Source organism: Enterococcus sp. CWB-B31 (assembly GCF_020567645.1).
In the GTDB taxonomy this organism is placed as follows: Bacteria; Bacillota; Bacilli; order Lactobacillales; family Enterococcaceae; genus Enterococcus_L.
This window is the reverse complement of sequence record NZ_JAJDJW010000001.1, coordinates 516,802-538,613: the sequence shown is the minus strand read 5'-3', so window position 1 is coordinate 538,613 and position 21,812 is coordinate 516,802. Positions and strand designations below refer to the sequence as shown.

23 protein-coding genes are annotated in these 21,812 nt (G+C 38.8%); 6 read left to right on the top strand and 17 right to left on the bottom strand.

Annotation, left to right across the window (positions count from 1 at the left end; genetic code table 11):
- Positions 1–2: 2 nt before the first annotated feature.
- The 5 genes from LI954_RS02235 to LI954_RS02215 all read right to left on the bottom strand — a co-directional run bounded on the left by LI954_RS02235 (position 3) and on the right by LI954_RS02215 (position 3,912).
- Positions 3–911: a class I mannose-6-phosphate isomerase gene (locus LI954_RS02235; RefSeq protein WP_229443390.1), complete on the bottom strand. Its 909-nt coding sequence runs from the start codon at positions 909–911 to the stop codon at positions 3–5.
- Between the two features lie 379 nt (positions 912–1,290).
- Entirely contained in the window at positions 1,291–2,112 is an 822-nt protein-coding gene (locus LI954_RS02230) for a PTS system mannose/fructose/sorbose family transporter subunit IID (RefSeq protein WP_202067595.1), read from the bottom strand.
- Positions 2,113–2,125: 13 nt separating this feature from the next.
- Positions 2,126–2,965 carry a PTS mannose/fructose/sorbose/N-acetylgalactosamine transporter subunit IIC gene (locus LI954_RS02225; RefSeq protein ID WP_202067594.1) on the bottom strand — a complete coding sequence of 280 codons (840 nt, stop codon included), beginning with the start codon at positions 2,963–2,965 and terminating at the stop codon, positions 2,126–2,128.
- Positions 2,966–2,980: 15 nt separating this feature from the next.
- On the bottom strand, positions 2,981–3,475 hold the full coding sequence (locus LI954_RS02220; RefSeq protein ID WP_202067593.1) for a PTS system mannose/fructose/N-acetylgalactosamine-transporter subunit IIB: 495 nt from the start codon (positions 3,473–3,475) through the stop codon (positions 2,981–2,983).
- A 20-nt stretch (positions 3,476–3,495) separates the two neighbouring features.
- Complete coding sequence (locus LI954_RS02215; protein WP_202067592.1) at positions 3,496–3,912, bottom strand: PTS sugar transporter subunit IIA; 417 nt, start codon at positions 3,910–3,912, stop codon at positions 3,496–3,498.
- Positions 3,913–4,070: 158 nt separating this feature from the next.
- Between LI954_RS02215 and deoC the strand changes: the two genes are divergently transcribed.
- Both deoC and LI954_RS02205 read left to right on the top strand, forming a co-directional pair.
- Positions 4,071–4,784 carry a deoxyribose-phosphate aldolase gene (deoC, locus tag LI954_RS02210; protein WP_202067591.1) on the top strand — a complete coding sequence of 238 codons (714 nt, stop codon included), beginning with the start codon at positions 4,071–4,073 and terminating at the stop codon, positions 4,782–4,784.
- Positions 4,785–4,788: 4 nt separating this feature from the next.
- On the top strand, positions 4,789–5,691 hold the full coding sequence (locus LI954_RS02205; protein ID WP_229443389.1) for an SDR family oxidoreductase: 903 nt from the start codon (positions 4,789–4,791) through the stop codon (positions 5,689–5,691).
- Positions 5,692–6,312: 621 nt separating this feature from the next.
- On the opposite strand, the gene LI954_RS02200 is transcribed toward LI954_RS02205, so the two are convergent.
- Both LI954_RS02200 and LI954_RS02195 read right to left on the bottom strand, forming a co-directional pair.
- Positions 6,313–6,939, bottom strand: a complete 627-nt coding sequence (locus LI954_RS02200) for a response regulator (protein ID WP_202067589.1) — start codon at positions 6,937–6,939, stop codon at positions 6,313–6,315.
- Entirely contained in the window at positions 6,936–8,033 is a 1,098-nt protein-coding gene (locus LI954_RS02195; RefSeq protein ID WP_229443387.1) for a sensor histidine kinase, read from the bottom strand. Before LI954_RS02195 ends, LI954_RS02200 begins: the two co-directional genes overlap by 4 nt.
- Before the next feature lie 115 nt (positions 8,034–8,148).
- On the opposite strand from LI954_RS02195, the gene LI954_RS02190 reads away from it, so the two are divergent.
- The 4 genes from LI954_RS02190 to LI954_RS02175 all read left to right on the top strand — a co-directional run bounded on the left by LI954_RS02190 (position 8,149) and on the right by LI954_RS02175 (position 12,441).
- On the top strand, positions 8,149–9,081 hold the full coding sequence (locus LI954_RS02190) for an ABC transporter ATP-binding protein (protein WP_229443386.1): 933 nt from the start codon (positions 8,149–8,151) through the stop codon (positions 9,079–9,081).
- Positions 9,082–9,091: 10 nt separating this feature from the next.
- Positions 9,092–10,228, top strand: coding sequence for an ABC transporter permease (locus LI954_RS02185; protein WP_229443385.1), 1,137 nt, complete (start codon positions 9,092–9,094; stop codon positions 10,226–10,228).
- Positions 10,215–11,378: an ABC transporter permease gene (locus tag LI954_RS02180; RefSeq protein WP_229443383.1), complete on the top strand. Its 1,164-nt coding sequence runs from the start codon at positions 10,215–10,217 to the stop codon at positions 11,376–11,378. Before LI954_RS02185 ends, LI954_RS02180 begins: the two co-directional genes overlap by 14 nt.
- 793 nt (positions 11,379–12,171) lie before the next feature.
- Positions 12,172–12,441: a hypothetical protein gene (locus LI954_RS02175; protein ID WP_229443382.1), complete on the top strand. Its 270-nt coding sequence runs from the start codon at positions 12,172–12,174 to the stop codon at positions 12,439–12,441.
- A gap of 514 nt (positions 12,442–12,955) precedes the next feature.
- On the opposite strand, the gene LI954_RS02170 is transcribed toward LI954_RS02175, so the two are convergent.
- The 10 genes from LI954_RS02170 to LI954_RS02135 form a co-directional block, all read right to left on the bottom strand.
- Positions 12,956–13,105, bottom strand: coding sequence for a hypothetical protein (locus tag LI954_RS02170; RefSeq protein WP_229443380.1), 150 nt, complete (start codon positions 13,103–13,105; stop codon positions 12,956–12,958).
- Positions 13,106–13,126: 21 nt separating this feature from the next.
- Positions 13,127–13,255: a hypothetical protein gene (locus LI954_RS16015; RefSeq protein WP_267491400.1), complete on the bottom strand. Its 129-nt coding sequence runs from the start codon at positions 13,253–13,255 to the stop codon at positions 13,127–13,129.
- A gap of 296 nt (positions 13,256–13,551) precedes the next feature.
- Complete coding sequence (locus LI954_RS02165) at positions 13,552–14,652, bottom strand: ABC transporter permease (protein WP_229443378.1); 1,101 nt, start codon at positions 14,650–14,652, stop codon at positions 13,552–13,554.
- Between the two features lies 1 nt (position 14,653).
- Positions 14,654–15,346 carry an ATP-binding cassette domain-containing protein gene (locus LI954_RS02160; RefSeq protein WP_229443376.1) on the bottom strand — a complete coding sequence of 231 codons (693 nt, stop codon included), beginning with the start codon at positions 15,344–15,346 and terminating at the stop codon, positions 14,654–14,656.
- 880 nt (positions 15,347–16,226) lie between these two features.
- Positions 16,227–16,355 carry a hypothetical protein gene (locus LI954_RS16200; protein WP_324254739.1) on the bottom strand — a complete coding sequence of 43 codons (129 nt, stop codon included), beginning with the start codon at positions 16,353–16,355 and terminating at the stop codon, positions 16,227–16,229.
- A gap of 305 nt (positions 16,356–16,660) precedes the next feature.
- A complete protein-coding gene (locus tag LI954_RS02155; RefSeq protein ID WP_229443374.1) occupies positions 16,661–17,659 on the bottom strand; it encodes a S16 family serine protease in 999 nt (332 codons plus the stop codon).
- Positions 17,660–17,669: 10 nt separating this feature from the next.
- Positions 17,670–18,308 (bottom strand): GTP pyrophosphokinase, encoded by a 639-nt coding sequence (locus tag LI954_RS02150; protein ID WP_229443372.1) that lies wholly within the window; start codon positions 18,306–18,308, stop codon positions 17,670–17,672.
- A gap of 101 nt (positions 18,309–18,409) precedes the next feature.
- Positions 18,410–19,615: a hypothetical protein gene (locus LI954_RS02145; protein WP_229443368.1), complete on the bottom strand. Its 1,206-nt coding sequence runs from the start codon at positions 19,613–19,615 to the stop codon at positions 18,410–18,412.
- A gap of 21 nt (positions 19,616–19,636) precedes the next feature.
- Entirely contained in the window at positions 19,637–20,476 is an 840-nt protein-coding gene (locus LI954_RS02140) for a YitT family protein (RefSeq protein WP_202068131.1), read from the bottom strand.
- A gap of 2 nt (positions 20,477–20,478) precedes the next feature.
- The gene (locus LI954_RS02135; RefSeq protein WP_202068080.1) at positions 20,479–21,603 is read right to left on the bottom strand and encodes a M20/M25/M40 family metallo-hydrolase; all 1,125 of its coding nucleotides are present in this window, start codon (positions 21,601–21,603) and stop codon (positions 20,479–20,481) included.
- Positions 21,604–21,812 lie beyond the last annotated feature (209 nt).

The following is a 21,812-nucleotide window of genomic DNA, read 5'->3' as shown; positions in this document are numbered from 1 at the left end:
AGCTATTTCCCCCAATATCTGTAAGGGACTGCCAATACACATTCCCCGGAGCCCTGAACCTGAACTTTTTCTTTTGGCATCAGCAGCAGACTGCGCCCAGCCGTCAGAGTACTGTTTTCTACAATAATTTCGCCGGAAAGAACGGTTACTATACTGGCAATATTATTGGGATTTTCGAGTACATTTTCTGGAATGAAATGCGTAATTGAAAATTCTCTAAATTTTGCTTCCTGTCCTATAAGAAAAGTATCCTTTTTTACTTCCTGTTGGGGAATAAGAGTGGATAAAGCTTTTTCTACGTGCAATTCGCGTTTTTTTCCGTTCTGATCTTTACGGTCATAATCATAAAATCGATAAGTAATATCTGTCGCCTGCTGAATTTCATAAACCAGAGAGCCTTTGGTTAATGCGTGAATAGTGCCGGATGGAATATAGATCAGCTCTTTTTCCGTAACCGAATATTCATTTAAAACATCCTTATACTGGTTATCTTTTACTGCTGCTTCAATTCGGTTCTTATCTTTCAGCTGTTGACCGGCATAAATCCAGCCAGCTTCTGGAGATGACAGAAAGTACCATGCTTCGCTTTTCCCGTAGGGCATTCCTTCATTTTTTTGGGCAAAATCGTCAGTTGGATGAACCTGAATACTCAAATTATCATCACATGCGGTAAACGAAATAATCAAAGGATACACTTCTCCCTCACACAAACCAAAAGCCGCTGGGTTATCTTTAATCAGCTTACCCAATGTGATGTTGCCCTCAAATTCCTCCAGCCGGCAGTCTATTTCTGCGATTGCACTTGCAGAATAAACAGAGCCGATTCTTTCTATTTCTTCTGCACCATTATATCCATGCAATCGCGGCGTTCCCCAAATTCGCTCTTTGGAAATCGGTTCTAAAATATACATTATTTCCCCTCCTAAGAAAAAAGGGCTGTGACATTAGTATGTTGCAGCCCCTAAAAACCGAATAAATAGTGTTCCAGTCTTCGTATGATTCGAGTATTCGTAAGAAGCATAGGAGTAAGCTTTTAATACAGGAATGACTTATTGCTATCTCCTCTGATCATCAGACACATACCGTCTCATTAAAGGTTCTTGCATCAGTGGAAAGTCCTTGTATCTACGGTTCTCATTTCACTACGAGTGACTTGTCAGAGTAGATGATACATGATGTGCTTAGTACTTCTGTTCGTACACGTGCTCCTGCGGTTACTCGTCGCAGTTAAAATCGTGTACGTGCTCCTGCAGTTACTCATCACATGGAGAAGCTTGTCACAACATCTTTTTAAAATACTCCCAACATAACCCCAACTGCAGAAATCACAGTCAGTACCAGAATCACTTTTGTTGCCGTCAATTGTTTTGATGTTAACAAATACCACGCCAGCAAAACCATTGCCAATGGTAAAACGTTTGGAAATATGCCATCCAAAACGGTTTGAAGACTTTGTACCTCGTCTCCCATAGGAATTTCAATGGCTGTATTCAACACGATATTAGAAGCTGCCAGACCGCCAACAACCATGATCCCCAAGATGTTGAACGCATCTGTAATTCGTTTCGCATTTTCACCAATGATTACATCAATTGCATTTACTCCTAAACGATACCCATTCATAAAACACAGGTAAGAAATCAGCGGTCCGGCGATTCCATAGCTGATAATATAGAAAATCGGACCTAAGGCATTTCCACCTGCGGCCAATCCCATACCAATAGACAATAAAATCGGTACAATAATTCCCTGGATGATTGAATCCCCAATTCCAGCAAGCGGCCCCATCAAGGTTGTCTTGATGTTAATCGGCATTTCTTCAGGTACATCTCCGCCAAGAGCAATCTCTTCTTCCAGCGAAGCAACAATACCATTAATGATCTGACCGGTTTGTGGCTCTGTATTATAAAACATGGAATGTCTGAGTAATAACTTTCTTTTTCCTTCCAGGTCATTTTTATAATATTTCTCGGCAAAAGGCAAATAAGAAAATGCCCATGCATGTGCCTGCAATTTTTCATAACTCATGGAAGAAAGGTGCGTGAAACCCCACCGCTTCCAAATCTGGCGCAATTCCTTTTTCGTCATTCTATTTTCTTTTTGTACATCCATTAACTAGCCCTCCCTAGAACAAATCGTCATCTTCATATGCAGCATCTGAACCAACTGCTTCTGCTGCTGAAACAGTATTCCCTTTTGACACGCTGCTCCCAGTACTTAAATAGACAACATAGCTGACCATTGCTGCAATAAACACTAAAGCAATCATATTCAAACCGGCAAAAGCCATCAATACGAAGCCGGCAAAGAAAAATACCAAATGAATTTTGTCCTTCACAACAATCCCCATTAACATCGCAATCCCAAGTGCAGGAAGAACCCCGCCTAAAACAGAGATAATATCGGTAACTACCTCAGGCACATTTGACAGCAGCCAGTCAACTAGTCCCCGTCCAAAAAAGATTGCAGCAAAAATCGGTACGGCCCGAAGCAGGAAAGTAGTGATCTGCGGATAGACGACATGATTCAATACAATTCCGCGATCATCAATATTCTCTGCTGCTTTTTGCGCTTTTGTATTCCAAAAAGAATACAGCGCCATCCGAGTGTTATAAAAAATAAGTCCAAACGTTTGACCGATTAAAATCGACAATGTCACTGCAACTGCCGGATCTCTCGTTGTTGCCAGAGCCAAACCAATTCCGCCATAAGCAGCATAAGTAATTTCACTGTTGGTGGCTCCTCCGGTTGACAAGTTGGCAATAAAAACCGCTTGAACAGCGAGCCCGCATAATACGCCCGCACGAATGTCGCCAAACGCGATACCTGTCAAAAGTCCCGCCACCAGCGGCCGGCCAACCACATAAAATCCGCCGCTCATTCCAAACAGCCAGGGACTTTCAATAGCGCCCAAGTAGCAGAAAATACCTGTTAGCAACGCCGGTAAAAATAAACTTCCATCCATTTCTACATTCCTCCTCTAAGTCATTGAATCAAATTTGTCTTTCATCACTTTCCATGGCTTTGCTTCATCATCAGGCAACAGCTGAAACCCGATTTCAATGCCATTTTTTTCCAGATACTCAAATGCTTCATAATCCTTTCCATCAATTGCCACTGTTCTTCCCAGTACCTTGGCTCCTTCGCGAGTATTCATCGGTCCAACATTTAATTTCCTGCCAAAATCCACTCCCAGTTCCACCAGCTTTGCAAAGGTTTGAGGCGAGTTGCTGATTAAAAAGAAATCCTTGTCAGAATTTTTTCCTTTTGGAATGCTTTCCACTGCTTGTTCCGTTGTATAAACACCCAACTTTAAATTCCCGGCAGCTGCCTTCAATACTCTTTTTCTTAAATCATCGTTGGCGATATCGTCTCCTACAACTAAAATTCCCTGTACAGACCGGGCCTTCGTCCATCTGGTTGTCGTCTGCCCATGTATCACACGGTCATCGACTCTTGCTAAAGTAATTGTCATTATCCTCTCTCCATTCCTATTTAAAATTCAATATCATCCGTTTGTGTTTCGATCTCTTCTGCTCCTTCAATCCCGCTTCTTCCAATATCCAGTGCCAGAGAATACAGATCACCCAGCGATTTGGTTTGTAAATTGAGCCCCGTCTCAATTACCATGGGAAGATTCATTCCTGAAATGACTCGAACTTTTTCCTTTTTTCTCAGAAAGTAGTTAAATGCTTCATTGTATGGCGTTCCACCTTTAATATCTGTGATAATTAAAACTTCGTGCGTTCGAACAAATTCATCCAACATGGTATTGAACCGCCGGACAAAATCTTCAATACCTGCATCTGTCAGTGAGATGACAGCGATATCTTTGTTTACCCCTGCAATCATTTGATAGCTGCTTAACATACCTGTACAAAGATCGCCATGAGATGCCAAAATCAACTTCATTCAACCACTCCTTTTATGTAATTACAAATAACTCAACAAAATCATAATAACCCCTAAAGAAATCGCTGTCAACATTAAAATGTAATTATTTTTTCAATTGACAATAAACAAATCTTGTTTTATCATCTATTATGTAAATACATAAAGGAGGATAAATAATGACAACGTATACTATTGATGAATTAGCGCGTTTTATTGACCACACAAATCTTAAGGCAGATGCAACAGAGGCAGATATGAGCAAGCTCTGCTCAGAAGCAAGGACTTACCATTTTAAAATGGTTGCAATCAACCAGGTTCAATCCAAACGATGTAGTTTATTTTTAAAGGACAGTGATATCAGCATTGGGGCTGCTATAAGTTTCCCTCTTGGACAAACAACCATTAAAGCAAAGGTTGCAGAAACACAAAATGCAATTGATTCAGGGGCCACTGAAATCGACTATATGATTAATCTGACCGAAGTAAAGGCCGGGAACTGGTCATACTTAAAAGAAGAAATGGAAAAAATCGTTGCTGTCTGTCGTCAGGCAAATGTCCCGTCAAAAGTTATTTTTGAGAATGCCTATCTGACTGAGGAAGAAAAAATTCAGCTTTGCCAAATTGCAAAAGAAGTACAGCCGGATTACATCAAGACCTCCACTGGCTTTGCTGCTACCGGAGCCACTTTTGAAGATGTAAAACTAATGAAAAAACAAGTAGGATCACAGGTGAAGGTGAAGGCAGCCGGAGGAATAAGAGACGCTGCTGCCTTTAAACAGATGATTGCCTGTGGCGCTGAAAGAATTGGCACCAGTGCAGGTATTGCAATTATCGAGGAGTTAAAAAAGGAAGCAGTAGATGGTCAGATAACAATTAATCCAGTGGTTTAATCCTATGAAAAAAATTGCAATCACCGGAGCCAATGGTTATTTAGCTTCTCTTATTCAGCAAACAAATAAAGAAAATTTTCACTTTATCCCAGTCACACGTTCTAACGTAGACTTAACTGACCCAAAAAAGACTGCTGCTTATTTTGAAAAGCTGGATTTTGACCTTGTTTTTCATACAGCTGCCCGTACGCAAACAGCAGATTGTGAAAGCAATCCAGAAGCAACAAAAAGAATAAATACCGAAAGCGCCATAAAAATTGCTGAACTATGCCAAAGAAAAAAAGCTCGTTTTGTCTTTTTGAGTACGGAACAGGTCTTCAACAATGCAGCAGAAAAAGGTCCATTCTCAGAGGTACAGGAAACGAACAGTTCATCTGTTTATGGTCGGCAAAAAATAGAGGTTGAACAATTTCTACTTAACAACAGCAGTGATTATCTGATTCTCAGACTGTCATGGATGATGGGCTTGTCTTCTCCGGGAATTAAGGAAAGTCCCAATATCATAAAAAAAGTCATGCAGACTCTCTTCTATCAGAAACCGGCTGTCTTCACAGTCAATGAGGTTCGCGGCTTAACTTACGCAAAACGGCTGACAGATGCTTTTGAAACAATTATTCAGCTGCCGACAGATACGTATCATTTTTCCAGTACCAACAACTTATCCAGCTATGAAGCAGCAAAGCTAATTGGGAAAAAATTAGGTTTTTCAAAAGAAAAGATCCAACAATACATTTTACCTGACGATCAGCGTTATACTGGTTCTTTTCGAGACTTGCGTCTGGACACAAATAAAATCCAAGAAAAAGGAATCAGCATCTTCTCTTTTGAAGAGGACATTGATACCTGCTTGAAAGAGTTTAACTGGGGCAGTTCTCATGGATACGGCGAAGGGGAAAGAATTGGGTAATTGTCACGACAAAAACATGAAGAGCTATTTTTCTGAAACTGTAGAAAAATTTTGGATTCAGAAAAATAAATGGTCTAATTTTCACTAGTATTTTCTTCGTGCTTTTGTCCTAGCGCTCTGACCAAATTATAAATTATAATAAAAGATCGGTTACAACTGATGTACAAAGATAGAAAATGTTAACGTGTATGCTTCAATGACAAGAACGAGCAGCCTCAAAAGCAACTAGGGAACTACTAGCTATTTCTATAATTTTTACAGCTAGTTTGACTCCAGTTAGGGACGAACTCGGTGTTTTCTGCCGAGTTGCTCCCATGCTGGCTGCACATTTCTTGGGTTAGAAGCATAGCTTAGTTTTAATTCGGTCAATACACTAGCTAATTGCGAGATGAAAACGGAATCTTTTCTTGAGGCAGCCAGTATAAAAATATAAAGAAAAAGTGTATGAACCAGACGATTAAACTGTCCCCTATAGAGTAGACACTTAGAAAAAGAGTGTCCTCTATGGGGGACAGTTTAGATTTTATTGGCAGTTCATACATTTTTTTCCTAAAAAATTATTATAGTTCTGCACTTTGCAGGCAACCCATTTATTTTAGGGAATACAGTTTCGTCCTATTCCTACTTATACTTCTGATAATAAAAAATAGCCAGCTGCGTCCGGTCACGTACATTCAGCTTTTCAAGAAGTTGACTGATATAATTACGCACAGTACCTTCACTAAGAAACAGCTCTTTGGCAATTTCATGATTATTTTTTCCGGCAGCTACCTGAAGCAAAATCGTTTCTTCCCTTTCGGAAAGCTGGTAGTCAGAGGACTGTTCCTGTGTTGTCTCTTGTAATATATTCGACAGGTGATCGATGATTTGTGTCCCAAAAACAGATTGTCCATTGTAAACAGCTTTCACAGAAGGAAGAATTGCCGCCAGATTTTGCTTAATCAGGTACCCTTTCACTCCAACCTTTAATGCTTCCCGTATGTATTTATCATCTGAAAATGTTGTTAATAAAAGAATCGCTGCCTGCGGAAACTCTGCCAAAATTTTCTTAGAGGCATCAATCCCTGTCATTTCACCCATTCGTATATCCGTTAATAACACATCCGGTCTCAACTCTTTGTACAATCTAACTGCAGCAGATGAATCATGCCCCAAACCAATTACCTCAATCTCTCCCGAAGCCTCCAAAATTGTTTTCAGCGACTCCGTTACCAGTACGTCATCATCTATTATAACTACCTGAATCATATCCTTCCTCCTTTCGGTAAAATAACGGTAAGTAAAAATTCATTTTTTGATGCTTTCACGTGCAGTTGTCCACCAATTCCCCTCACACGCTGATGCATTCCTGTAATTCCGATTCCTGCTTCAGTCGGATCATATTCAACTTTTTTACTACAGTCATTACTAATTTTACAGCGATAAAAGGCAGGCATCTCAGTAAACCCAATCACAACTTTTGATGCATGACTATGCTTCATTACATTGGATAAAGCTTCCTTGATAACCATAATCAGCACCTTATTTTCCTGAGCGGACAGCCGCTCCAAAAATGTCCCTTTAATCTCCACCGGACAAAACCGAAACTCGTTCACCATTAAATCAACAGCCATATCTAACGGCAATGTCTCCTGATGCAGATCATGCACACTTTCGCGAATATTATCCATTCCCTGATGAACGGTCTCTTTTAGTAATTGAACAGGCTTCATCAAATTCTCCTGTTGATTAAGAGCTTCGATAGCACCTAATTGAATAATGGCACTGGACAAAAGATGACCAACATTGTCATGTATATCACGAGCAATTCGATTTCTCTCCTGTAAAATTTCCAGTTCAATTAGTGATTCCTGATTTTCCTGTAACAATTTATTTTTATTTTCTAACTGCTGCTGATTTTCCCAACTGTCATCTTTTAAAAGCCTAAATTGTTTTTCAAGACGCCTATATCTCTGCTGATTCCAGCAGCCAAGCTGAGCAGCCAGCGAAACCACCAGCACAATCGAACGATAACTTAATGACAGGCTTCCCGACAAATACATAATAAAGGCAGCAGCCAAAAACTGGACACTCGGCTGTTTCCACTGTTTTGAACCAAAAATACGCAGAATCAACGGCAAATAAAACAGAAGCAGCGGCCAGCGAACACCCAGTCCTGCAAAAAAAATCGGCAGCAGCCATCTATTTTTTTCAGGTACCAGAAGATAACCTGCTCCGCAAAAAATGACAGCAGTCAATGGATAAATAATCAGCTGAGGCTGAAAGTGTTCCTGCATTGACAGCAAAATACCAATCATTAGAAAAAGACCCTGTTCCAACACATAAATTTTGTCTTTTCTCATATCTTTCCTCTTTTTTATGACATTTGTCATGTTTTATTTGGACAATATTCACTAGTGAATGTTTTCTCAATTTATTATAGTCATAGTATAAAGAAATTTTAAAGGAGTTTTTCATATGATCATCGAAATAAATAATCTGGTAAAACGCTATGGGGACCTAACTGCTTTAAATCATTTTAATTTGAACGTAAAAAACGGCGACATTCTTGGTTTACTCGGACCGAATGGCAGCGGAAAATCAACAGCAATCAACTGTATGCTCTCCCTTCTTTCCTATGACCGTGGTGAAATCAAACTTTTTGGAGAACCGATGGCGCCCAACCGTTATGACTTGAAGCGCCGAATTGGTATCGTTCCTCAGGAAGTAGCTGTTTTTGAAGAACTTACAGTGAAAGACAACATTGATTATTACTGTGGTCTGTATATTACAGATAAGGCCGCACGCATTCAACATGTGGACGAGGTCATCCAACTCGTCGGACTGGAAGAATTTATAAAGTTTACTCCGAACAAATTAAGCGGCGGGCTAAAACGCCGACTAAACATCGCCTGCGGAATCGTTCATAAACCGGAATTAATCTTTCTGGACGAGCCAACTGTGGCTGTTGATCCGCAAAGCCGGAATAAAATTCTGGACAGTATCAAAGAACTGAATGCTCAAGGAGCAACTGTTGTTTACACCACACATTATATGGAAGAAGTTGAATTATTGTGCAATCAAATCGTCATTATTGATCAAGGACAGGTGATTGCAGAAGGAAGCAAAGAACAGTTGAAGGACATGATTCGCAACAATGAAAAACTGGTTCTCGAGATTCCCGAGCTTTCTCAGAGCCATATCCAGCAAATCCATCAGCTGGCAAACGTTCTGGAAGCTGTTCATGAAGACAATTATCTGACCATCCAAACTTCAAATACGAAAACGACACTTATCGAATTACTGAACTATTTGGAGCAGCAGGCTGTCTCATATGGAAGTATCCGCACACAGGAAATTACGTTAAATGATGTGTTTCTTGAAATTACCGGCCAAGAGCTGCGGGATTAGGAGGAAAATTATGTTTTGGCATTTATATAAATATCGCATAAAGGTTATGTCAAAAAATTATTCGTTGTTGTTTTGGACATTGGCTTTCCCAATTGTTCTGGGATTGCTGTTTAACTTTGCGTTTAGCGGATTGGATAATCTGGATGTTGTAGAGCCGTCAGATATCGCTGTTGTTGCTAAAAATGAAGAAAATATTGCACCGTTCACCAGCATTTTAGAACAGCTAAAAGTGGGAGAAAAGCCTGCATTCAAAAATAAAGAACTGTCTGCCGCAGAAGCTCAAAAGCAGCTGGAAGGCGGAAAAATCAGCGGCTATTACAGCTTTGACGGAGATGAAATTACCCTTCATATTGCAGCAGACGGCATCAGCCAGACTATTTTAAAAGAATTTTTGGATCAATATCTGCAGCAAAAACAAAAGATAGAGACACTGCTTGCTTCCGGGCAAGTAACACCGGAGCAGCTTACAGAAGACTATTTTTCACAGAAAAACTTTATTGAGGAAAATGAGTATTCAAAAAACGGCAGTACTAAAAGCTTTTACTTCTTCACCCTCGTTGGAATGGCCTGTATGTACGGATTTTTCTGGGGGTTGAGAAATGTCAATGACGAAAAAGCTGATCAGTCGCCAAACGGGATTCGTTTGAGCATGGCACCAACAAATAAACTATTGATTATTATCAGCAATATGCTCGCTGCGTATACGTTGTTTTTCCTGGAAATACTTATTCAATTAGCTGTATTCCACTTTGTCTACGGCGTAGATTTCGGGCAGCGCTGGGGCTGGATTATCCTTACCTGCGCATTAGGATGTCTATGTGCACTTGCTTTCGGATCATTTATTGCCCATACAGTTAAAGGAGATTTCAACAAAAAATCATCGATTGCCATTTCACTGACTATGATGATGAGTTTTTTAGCCGGCATGATGGGAACCGAACAAATCAAATATACGATTGATATGAACTTCCCGATTTTAGGGCGCATCAATCTGGTCAACTTGCTGAGCGAAAGCTTTTATCAGTTGTATTACTACAGCGATATCCAACCGTTTTTTACAAATATTCTATATTTAATCGGCTTTACTGTTTTCTTTATTCTTGCAAATTTCTACTTCGAAAGGAAGGCTCACTATGACCATCTATAATGCTATCCTGCAAATCCTTAAAAAGAATAAAGGTTCACTGCTGTTAGGTGTCATCATTACGTTTGCAGTCACCTTTTTATATTCCAGCTCCTCTTCGGCTGATGTCAGCAATCTGGAAACAGCTGCTGCAGCCATCATCGACGAAGACAACTCTGAGCTTAGTAAAGCCTTAGCTTCATACATTGAACAGCGTGCTGATGTTATGAAGCTTGAAAATAATCAAAAAAGTAAAGATGATGCGCTGTATTTCCGTCAGACTGATTACATCCTGACGATCAAAAAGGGCTTTGCTTCTAAGCTTTCAGCGGGCAAAATACCTATGATGGAAGTTCAGACAAGACCGGACTCTTTCTCAAAATCATTAATGGATACCTATATTAATAACTATCTGAATACCTATTTGGATTTTCAAAAAGCAGCAGATATGGAAACCTCTGAACTTATTAAAACAACAAACAAAAGCCTCATCTCCAATGGGAAAGTTGTGCTGAATGCAAATCATGCCAAAAAGCAAAATCGACTGGTAACAGCAAGAGTATTTAATTTATTGGCGTATGGACTGTTCACCTCCATTTTTTCCGGCTATGCAGTCATTAATCTGGCCTTTAACCGTCCAGAAATTAAGCACCGCAATAACTGTTCGCCAATTTCCAAGCAAAAGCTTTCCCGTCGTATTTCCATAGGTATGCTCGGTTATTCTGTTACTATCACACTGGCATTTATTATCTATATGCTGATTTTTACAAGGAGCGGCTTTAACGCATATACAGGCTATACTTTACTAAATACCGCAGTGTTCTTTATTGTCATGGTCAGTTTCTCAACTTTTATTACAAGCTTTATCCACAACAATGAAGCCATCGGCGGTATCAACAATGTCTTTATCATGGGCAGCTGCTTCTCGGGTGGTATTTTCGTTCCAGCTTCGATCATGCCGGCATTCGTTTTAAAAATTGGTTCGTTCACGCCGACTTACTGGTTTGCACGAACCAATGAGCTGATCGCAGAATCTGCCCAGCTAAATGCAGACTTCCAGAAGGATGTTCTGTTTAACCTCATGATTCTTCTATGCTTTGCGACAGCGTTCTTTATTCTGAATCTGGCAGTATTGAGGGAAAAAAAGATAAAATCAACATTAAAAATGACTTGATAAGAAGCAGCCAGCAGGATAGACAGGCTCCCTATAAAGTAGACAAGGAAAAATAGCTCTATTTTATAGAGAGCCTATCATTTCATCCCAGTCTCCGATTCTTTTTTATGAGATTGAATAGGCTACACTTTGTTTGACAATTTTTGGGCACACCATTTGCAAACTGTTAGATCATTTCTGAAACCATCAACATAGCAGTCATCAGGTAATTTTTCTCCCAATACATCTGAATACTCTTATAAAAATAGCCCACATCTAACATATTCATCTTTTTCTGTATCAAAGCTAAATTGACCGCCCTTACCTTTATATTTATGGTAGTCATTCCATGTCAATAAAAATTCTCTCTTCTCAAAAACAACGGTTTTTGAAATAGATCACTTTTATATAAAACCGTTTGGAAAATACTCCATCCTAACAGCTTCTAAGCCCGTCGAAGGCTCCTCTTGCTCTCGATCATAAAAAGCTTTCAAAACAACATAGTCAATTTATGAATATATATCTATCCGCAATCTTCACATTCTGGATTGCCAATATTTGTATTGAACCTTAGTTCTTCGTCACATTCAAAACAATCCTTCTTTTTCATATCAGTATTCCTTTCTCATAAACTGATTTTTTCGAAGTAACCGATTATTGCCTAACCGCGTATTTTTAAAGATGCTATGTGGTGATCAAATTACATTTTCCAGCAATTTACACCATATTTGTTGCACAATCCAGACATACATTATATAATTTTATTTACAAAGTGATTTTTACTTTGAAAATAAGCACATGGGAGGAATTATTTATGACAAAAGTTGGCGGTTGGACTATTCCTGAAACACCAGAAATCACAGAAGACGTAAGAAAGGTTTTAGAGGAAGCTGTTAGTGGCTTTGTAGGGTCAAAGATAGAACCTTTTGCCCTACTTGGTACTCAGATCGTTGCCGGTGTAAATTATAAGTTAGTTTGTAAAGTAACTCCTGTTATTCCAGATGCTGAGACAAAACTTTCAATTGTTACTATTTATAAACCATTAACCGAGAAAGCAGAATTAAAAGACATCACTGATATATGAACTACTCCCTGTCAAATAGACAGATAGATATTATAAATCATCCTGAAGTGTACAGTCCAATTTTTGAGCTGCATAACGGACCGGTTGATTGAAATGAAAATAATATCCTATTTAAGATGAGTTTGTTTATAACAATATTGATATAGATCATTTATGAGTACTCCTTGTTTTCTTTAGTTTGAAATACAGATTGAGTGTATCATAAATGATCTTTCATATTGTCTAGCTTAATTTTTATAATTGGCGTTATAAAAAGAAGCTCTATAATAAACGGGACTGATGAAATTAGAGATAATTCCTCAGTCCCGTTCTTATTTCAGAGTAAAATAACCTATCGTTCTCTGTTAAGATTAAGTCACTACACAAAAAAACAGAAGGGAACGACAGACCATATCTCGTGATATCAAAAAAATACTCAAATTTAACTATTTTAAACATTCATCAAGAACAATACCAGGGGGCTCAAACAACTGTCAAGCAGGAACTTAGCGGACAATCGGTACATCTCGGTTCGTTACGGCAGAAAGCCTTTGATTCTTCTGTATTTTTTCTCCAAAGTCATTTTGCGGGTTTCATTAGCTGGAGAGATTTTTTGATCTTCTTTATCATGTGCAACACGTTGTGTTGGGGAAATAATAATCTGAACATTCAGGACTTTCTTCAAGTAGTCTTTTCCATAGTCAATTTAGCTTTTAAACAAAGGACAGGCAGCAATCTGTCGATTTGACGAAACACAAATAGTAAAAGCATCTTCAATTAGTTCATGCCCGATGTAAGTCGTATGGTCGTCCAATAGCTTTATCAATTCGTCCAAGATCATTCTCTCCGGTACTGTTTTATTACTCTATGTTCACCGCCTTTGAGCAAGAAAGTCAACTCACTTTGGAAAAAACCGCGTTTATTCTGCCACAAAAAATAGCATTACTTTCTAAAAGCAGATAAGTGTCGGCTTATTTGGTTTGTCAAAAAATGAAAGAAAGGCAGAACCATGACAGCTGTTTTACAAAAAATGATCAGTTTTTCAAATGGTCCTGCTTATTTTCAATTTTTTCCATTTCTCAATAACCTGCTGAATTCCTTACTTTGATGACATTGCAGTCCCAATCTTCACTAAAAAACCCAACGTTTTCTTTTTAAAACGAAATAGGAAACAAGTAGTATAGCTAGGCAATAGCTCAAAATAATACCTGCTGAAAATGGAAAGGAAATCGTTGTTCCTATAGGCTCTGTATATCCTGAGCCGCCAACTACAATGTTGGGAAAATTAACGTGAGAAGTAATCAGAAAATCATTTTTAAATGGTGAAAATTCAGCGCCCAAAATCAAAAAGAACAGCATTGACATATTTACAGCACTATTCCCTGTGAACAGCGAAATCAGAAAGCTTAGGCAAGAAAAGAAGAGCAACCACAAGCTAAACAAAACGAAAATACGTAATAAATACACAGAAAGTGTAATAAGTTCGGCTTCACCATTGTTAGTAATAATCCCAACTGGATAATCCAGTGAACCTGTTCCTTCAAAAGCACTAAAGATTAGGAAGACAATAACGAAAAAGAACAGTGTCCCTAAAAAAGTATATATGAATCCTGATGCTATTTTGATGAACATCTTCTTTAAAGGAGAAACAGGGAGTACATTATAAAATGAAATCGTGTGCTTCCTTTTTTCTAGAGTCATTATTCCTGAAATAATCAAACCAATAAATACAAAGAAAAAAGTATAAGGGAGGCCGTATGATACGGTCATATGCAGATAATTTAGACCAGGCATTTTCGTTTTATTGTAGTCAACTTGTGTAATCTGGTTTTCAATTAAAAAGTGTAACTCTTTCACTGTCTTCTCTTGTTCCACTAACGGCCTTCCGTATAATTTTCCTGAAAGTGTATCCTCCAAATTTTTCATTTCTAATTCATATTCTGTTTTTACTAATGCTTCCTTATCACCCTGCTCTATCGCCTCAAGCATTGATTCTAAACGGTGATTCACTTCCTTTAAGTCTTTAACGAGGGTACTTGCTTCCGGGGTATCTGCTAATTGATTGATATTCTCCTTATTTTGTTTCAGCACGCTTTTAAGCTGAACAGCTTGAAATTGGTCATTCAAAGTATCTCTTGAAAAAACTGGTGATAATAACATCAAAAAGAAGAGCGCCAGAAGAAAATAAAAACTCTTTTCTTTTAATATTTTTCTAATTTCAAAAATGAACATGCTACAAGCGCCCCTTTCCTTGAAAAATAAGCTTGTATTCTTCTTCGAGATGAGTTAGTTGTTTCACTACACGAGCAATCTTTTTATTTTTCATAAAAACAACTCTCGAACAGGTTCTTTCCAAGTTAAATAAATCGTGTGAGGAAAGAAGAATAATTTTATTTTCTTCACTCAGTCTTTTTAAGCAGTTATTGACGATTTCCACACTAGTTGGGTCTAAACCATTAAGCGGTTCATCAAATAGCAAAACAGTTGCATTACTAGCTAGATACATGCCAATCAATAGATGCTGCTTCATACCTAGTGACAGCTTTTTAACGGGTTTATCTGCATAGTCTGTCATTTGTAACAAGGTCAAAATTTTGTCAACCTCATCTTTCCCTTTCCAGATATGGTTTACATAATTTAAATGTTCTCTTGCTGTTAAATTTTCATATAAATTGTCTACACCTTCAATAAAGAATATATTGCCCAGATACATTTTTCGGTTTGTTTCCAAATCAAAATGGGAGAGTGCGATTCGCCCTTGTTCAATTGGCAATAATGTACCGATGGTTTTAAATAAGGTGGTTTTACCAGTACCATTAGGTGCAACGACACCCAGTACTTCACCAGAAGCCACTTGAAGACATAAATGTTCAATAATTTTCTCTTTTCCAATTTTCACCGTAAGATTCTCAATAATCAACTCCATAAAATACCTCCATTTTGTACTATTTCATTAAAAAAATTATTAACAATTAGACATCTTTTTATTATTGTACTATAAAAGAGTTCAAAAAAATTTTTAGAAAGGATTTTTTATGAAAAAGTTATCACATCATTTTGTTTATTCGTTATCAGCTTTTCTTGTTTTGGTTTAGGTCTACATTCTGCTTCAGCTGCAAAAATTTAGGAGACAGCAACATCAAACCATTTAGAGGGAAATGATGCACTAACAGAAATACTTGGTAATTTTGAACCCAAAACACGAGCATACGTAAAATCCGTACCTAACATGGCTGATCAGATCTTGTATAATGGGAGGAATTGGTCTTCATTACTAAACATTCAATGGCGATCTTTAAGCTTTAGAAATGGCTATACAAGGTCATTTTATGAATGAAAGGCTTCCTTCTATGTATTTCCTAACCATCGAAGATACTACTGAGCATTTATATATCCAACCTATTAAAATCATCTTATAAATTCATAAAACCAGTGAACGAAATTTTTACGAGAAATTTTATTCACTGGTTTTATCCTTGATGTTGCATTAAACTATTCACTATCCAAAAACAAAAAAAATCCTTTATAATGAATCTCGGATGACTTATCCTAGTGCTCTGACCAAATTATATTAAGAGATCGTTCATAAATGATATTCAATGATAGAAAATTTTAACTTGTATGCTTTAACAACAAGAACGAGCAGCCTCAAAAGCAACTGGGGAATTACCAGCTGTTTCTATAATTTTTACAGCTAGTTTGACTCCAGTTAGAGATGAAATCGGCGTTTTTTGCCGAGTTGCTCCCGTGCTGGCTGCACATTTCTTGGGTTAGAAGCATCATTTAATTTTAAGGTGGTCAACATACTAGACCGATATATAGGAGGGAACCAGTTCCTGAGTCAACCAACAGGCAGAAAGATTTTCTTTGGCTAACTGCTGGATTTTCCGACTACTGAAGACACTGTGGGTGTAAGCGAATAAAAGTAATTTCAATATAGCCTCAGGTCATACTCTCTGGGTCTGCCAAACAGATAAGGTTCAGAAATTTGGAGAGCTTCAACGAGGTCGTTAATGAACCCTGCGCTATTATTTTTTGATGGAGTATAAGAAGTGGATAGCTCCAAAGTAAGTTGCTTGCATGTTAGAATCAGTATGCATTTGTTTTAGTCCTTTCTAGGTAGAGTACAGGGGCAATCTGTACTCTTTTATTTTACCTAAAAACACCAATGAACCCTATTCAGGTATTTCATTGGTGTTTTTCTATGGACTTATTGTATAGACTCGTTTGCGTATTGGGCTTACTGAGTTTCTTTTAAATAACTGATGATATCCTGCAGATTATTTACCGGAACGATTTCCATATCCGACTGCAAAAAATCTCTTGTTCTCACTGCTTCAGCATAATTTGACTCCGAGGTCACATCAAGGTCTGCCCAGTCAGGAACAAAGAAGATTTCAGCCCTTGCGGAGTGAGAAGCCGCTACTTTTTGTGAAATCCCGCCAACCTGACCTATTAGTCCTGATTCTTCAATCGTGCCAGTTCCGGCAATCGTTCGGCCTTGCAGCAAGTCCTGACCGGTAAGCTGCTGATAGATACTCAATGTAAGCATTGCTCCTGCCGAAGGTCCGCCAAAGCCTTTTGAATCAATCATAACTGATGGTGTTTTTTCCTCGATAGCCAGCACAGCACTTAACAAATACCCTTCCAGCTCTGTTTTTTCCACAGTTAAATCTACTGTTTCTCCATTTCTGATAACAGTTAGCTTGGTCTCTCCCGCGCGAAGCAGTTCTGGTAGAGCAGAGAGTATTTCCTGCGAAAACGGTTCATCATTCACCGCTGTCAAAATATCATTGACTCGTAAATCATCTAAGCTTGAAGCCTCCCGATTGACTGCCATAATCCTTATGCCTACAGCTTTCAGTTCATTTTCAATCTGAGCTGCCCGATAAGCTTCAACGATCGCTTTTTGCTGAGAGTTCGCCATAAAGGCTCGTTGGATATCCTGGTTATCTCTCCCCATGATCCCCTGATTCGTGTAATCTGTTTTCACATCCGAATAATAAGAGACCAGAGCTGCCAGATAGCTGGCTAACGTCGCTTGACGTCGTCTGACTGTAGTGACAAAGGCCTTCCCTTCTGTCGTTTCCGGTGTATTTGCTACAGAAACCATCTGAACGGCATCTCCCAAAGGTCCAGGCTTCAATATATATCGGTTGGGCAATTTAAAAAAGAAGATAAAATAAACAGCAGCCAAGCTGATAATAGTGATGATTATGTATTTTTTATTTATTTTCATGTTACACCTCTTATCCTGATAAAGACGAATGATTAAACAATGTGATTCTATCTCTTAAATGCAGCATCTCTTTATCCAGCAAGTGTGCCGTCTCTGAACAATGCTTCAGCTCTTGAATCAGCGTCATGTCTTTGTATTCATTTTTATATTTTAATTCATGCTCAAGATTTGCCCAGAAATCCATTGCTGCAGTACGAATTTGAACCTCCACATTCACCTTTTTTTTCATTGTAGATAAAAATACAGGGATCTGCACAATCAAATGAAGACTTCTGTAGCCATTTTCTTTGGGACATTGAATATAGTTTTTTTCCTTCACAAGAACTACATCATCCTGTCCTAAAAACATCTCTCTAATTCTGTAAACATCATCAATGTAGGAACAAATAATTCGAACACCAGCTCCATCAAAAATTCCGTTTAAAATACTGTCAGTTGTCACAGACAGCTTCTTTTTTCGGCATTTTTCAAAAATCGAACTGCTGCTTTTTACTCTGGAGCTTATTCGCTGTATCGCCGTATGTTCATTCTTCAAAGACAACTCGGCAAGTAATATATTAAACTTCGTTTCGCATTCCTTCATCGCGCACTCAAAAAAAAATTGAGCATTGCGAATTTCCATTTGACAATGTGAAAGTGACTGATTCATCGTTTCCATCCCTTCTACCTAACAACTCATACTTTTTGCCGGAAAGGCAGGGAGAGCTGCAACTATCAGCTCTCACCGCATACTATTTTTCGGTTATTCAGTTAACCAAGCATCAGTCCGACAATCAATCCTCCTGTAAGTACAGAGGTGATTGTAATCGTTGAGAATCCTGCCGTTACCATGATCGGAAGTAAATTTTGCTCAATTACAGCAATCTCCTCTTCTGATTCACCTACTGCTGCTGCAGCTTCTTTCGTTAAGACCATTGTTCCCGGAAAACCAAAGAGTGTCGTCATCCCAACAGCGATAGACAATGGTCCTGAATAGCCGACCGCTTTTCCAAGGAAATAAGAGATTAGGAAAATTACCAGGACTCCTGCTGCCAGATAGAAAGCAATAGGTCCAACCAGATTAAGAAGATCAGCTGGAACAATATCCGCCAAAGGTCCAAAGGCAATAACCATTATTGAAACCATCATCAAACCAAAAGCATCTGTTGATGACAATGCATTGGGCTTCAGTATTTTAAAGTGTCTCAAGATAATACCTAGGAGCAAAGCAATCACGAAGGTATTAATATTTCCATTCGTCAAATCGCTTAAAAGCCTGGCTACATAAACTGTAGCTCCTAAAATGAATAACGTACCATAGGCAGTCTGAAGAAATTCCGGAAGAATACTTGTGCTTTGTTCTTTTGTATTTTCCTTCACTTCATTTTCATAGAACGTCAGGTTTCCTTTACGATACTCTCCCTGCACCCGTGTAGCTTCTTTCTTTAAAATATTTGCAGTTACTAAAAATCCGACCAGATTCTTTAGATTGAGAATCAGCAGAGGGAAAACCGCTAAAAGGTATCCCGACAGCAGACCTGAATCTCCTCCAGCGCTCATAAGCTCTGTAACTTTTTCCTGAACCATCAGAATGGACAACGTTCCGCCGGTAATCGCTGCTGTTCCGGCAACTGCAATATTCCGGTCAAAGATTAATTCTCCAATAAAAATCAACACCAGAGACATAACCACTACAGTAATTGAACCGATCACAAAAGTTCGCCACTGCGCCTTCAAATCTTCAAAGCTCATCATTGTTCCAAGGTGAACAATAATTACGCCCACTACCGCACTCCCCAACCCCAGCAGTCCGGATTGTTGGATCAGATCATGAGGCAGCAAGTCTGCAGCAAATCCGATTAGAAAAATCATGGATGCTACAAGCATCATTGAAATCAATGCTTTTGTTTTCGACGAAACCAGTTCCCCCACTGTCCAAATTAACATAACAATTGTAAAAGCCAATATTGGTTCCATTTTTATTTCCTCCTTTTTCTCCTACTGGATTGGATGATACGTAAAGCCCAATCCATGTACTTCAGCAACATTGTAAGTAATCACAAAGCTGTCCGGATCAATTTGATCAATCACTCTTTTTACTCGAGGATATTCCTGATCTGCAACAACCATCAAAATCATTTCTCTGCCTTCATCATCTTTTCCGCCTCGAATATCAAAAATCGTCAACCCACGGTTCATCTCATGCTGAAGTTGTGTTCTCATATCTCCTGCATGAGACTGACTGATAATCATGATAGCTTTTCTTCGTTTTAAGCCAGTTTCAATATAGGTCATAACAACTGATGTAATTCCTATAGACAGAATGGCAAAAAGAAACTCCTCAAATCCAAAAACATAAAGACTCATAAAGACAATTACCACATCCGTTAAGAATAGACCCATAGATGTATTTAAACCGAAATATTTTTCAAAAATCAGTGGCGGGATTGTCGTTCCTCCGCTGGATGCCTGTATTTTGTATAAAAGAGCTACACCTACTGCAAAAATGATGCTTCCAAATATCACTGATAATAAACGGTCCGTTGTCAGCATAATCTCAGGAACAACACGTAAAAATAGCGGAAATAATATACTGCCGAACAACGTATTCCAAAAAACTTTTTTTCCAAGAAAAATTGCAGCAAGTATCAGCAATACCACATTAAATGACAGAACCACCCATGCTCTATTGATTCCAAGCATGTATTCAAGCAAAATCCCAATACCGCTCACCCCGCCGGCCGCAATATGATGCGGCCCCAGAAACATGTTAATGCTGATTGCCAGCAGCAAAACTGCTGCAGCAATCTTTAAAATTTGTGTTCCCTGCTTTTTCATTGTCACACCCCTGTTCTCTCCGGTGACTGCTTAGCTAGCTCCATGACCAGCAAAACTGCCTTTTCCATTTCTGCTACCGGAATATATTCATCCGTTGTATGGATTTTTTCATAGCCTATCGAAAGGTTGACCACACGCTTTCCTTTCTCATTGAAAACATTGGCGTCACTTCCTCCTCCGCTTGTTTCTCTGATCACTTCATAACCAAGCGCTTCACCTGCTGACAAAAGCAGCTGCATAACCTTTTCGTCATTATCAACATCAAATCCTGTCGCCATTTTCTTTATGGTGATCTCCACTGTTCCACCATGAAGGGAGGCTGCCTGTTCAAACGCTGCAGTCATTTCAGCAATCAGCTCCTCTGCTTTTTCAGGATCGATTGCACGAACTTCTCCTTTTACCAGAAGCGAGTCCATCACAATATTCGTGGCTTCGCCCCCCTGGATAACTCCTATGTTGGCAGTTGTCCGCTCGTCAATTCTGCCCATTTTTATTTTCTTTAATGCATCTGACAAAATTGCCACAGCTGAAACACCCTTTTCAGGCTCAAGTCCCGCATGTGCGGCCTTTCCGGTTATTACAGCGTCATACATATAAAGTGTCGGACTGGCAACTGTTACTCGTCCTACAGAACCTCCGCTGTCAAGTACATAGCCGATTTGGGATTTTATTAAATCCATATTCAGCGCAGAAGAGCCGATCAAGCCGATTTCTTCACCTGGAGACAGGACAAATTCCAAATCACCAGTTTTAATTCCTTCTTCTTTAATCCGCTGAATTGCTTCCAGCATAATCGCAATTCCAGCCTTGTCATCTGCTCCAAGAATTGTCTCTCCTTTAGAATAGAGAACGCCGTCTTTCTCGATCATCTCGATACCATTTCCCGGTGTCACTGTATCCGTGTGTGAAGAAAACATCAGCGGTTCTTTCCCGACAGCTCCTTTAAGTGTGGCAATCATATTATTTGCACCTAAGCCTGTTGATTCCATACTCTCATCCTCTGTAACTGTCATTCCAAAGGAGACAAATTTTTCCTTCAAAAATTCATGAACCTTTGCTTCATTTCCTGAAACCGAATCAATTGTTACCAACTCTTCAAACGTCCTTACCAATCTTGATGTACTCATTTTAATCACTCCCATTATTTTGTGTTTTTTAAAAGGGATATTAGCCAACCCTTTCTTCAAGATAAACTATAACAAACAAATGATTCATCCTGAGATCAACTTTTTCATACAGGACTGAAAAAAAGTAAATTTTCTTTTCCTTTTTGAGTATGATGAAAAATGACAGGGAATTCCGTAATTCTCTGTTGTTAAGTTGAGTATATCCTTAT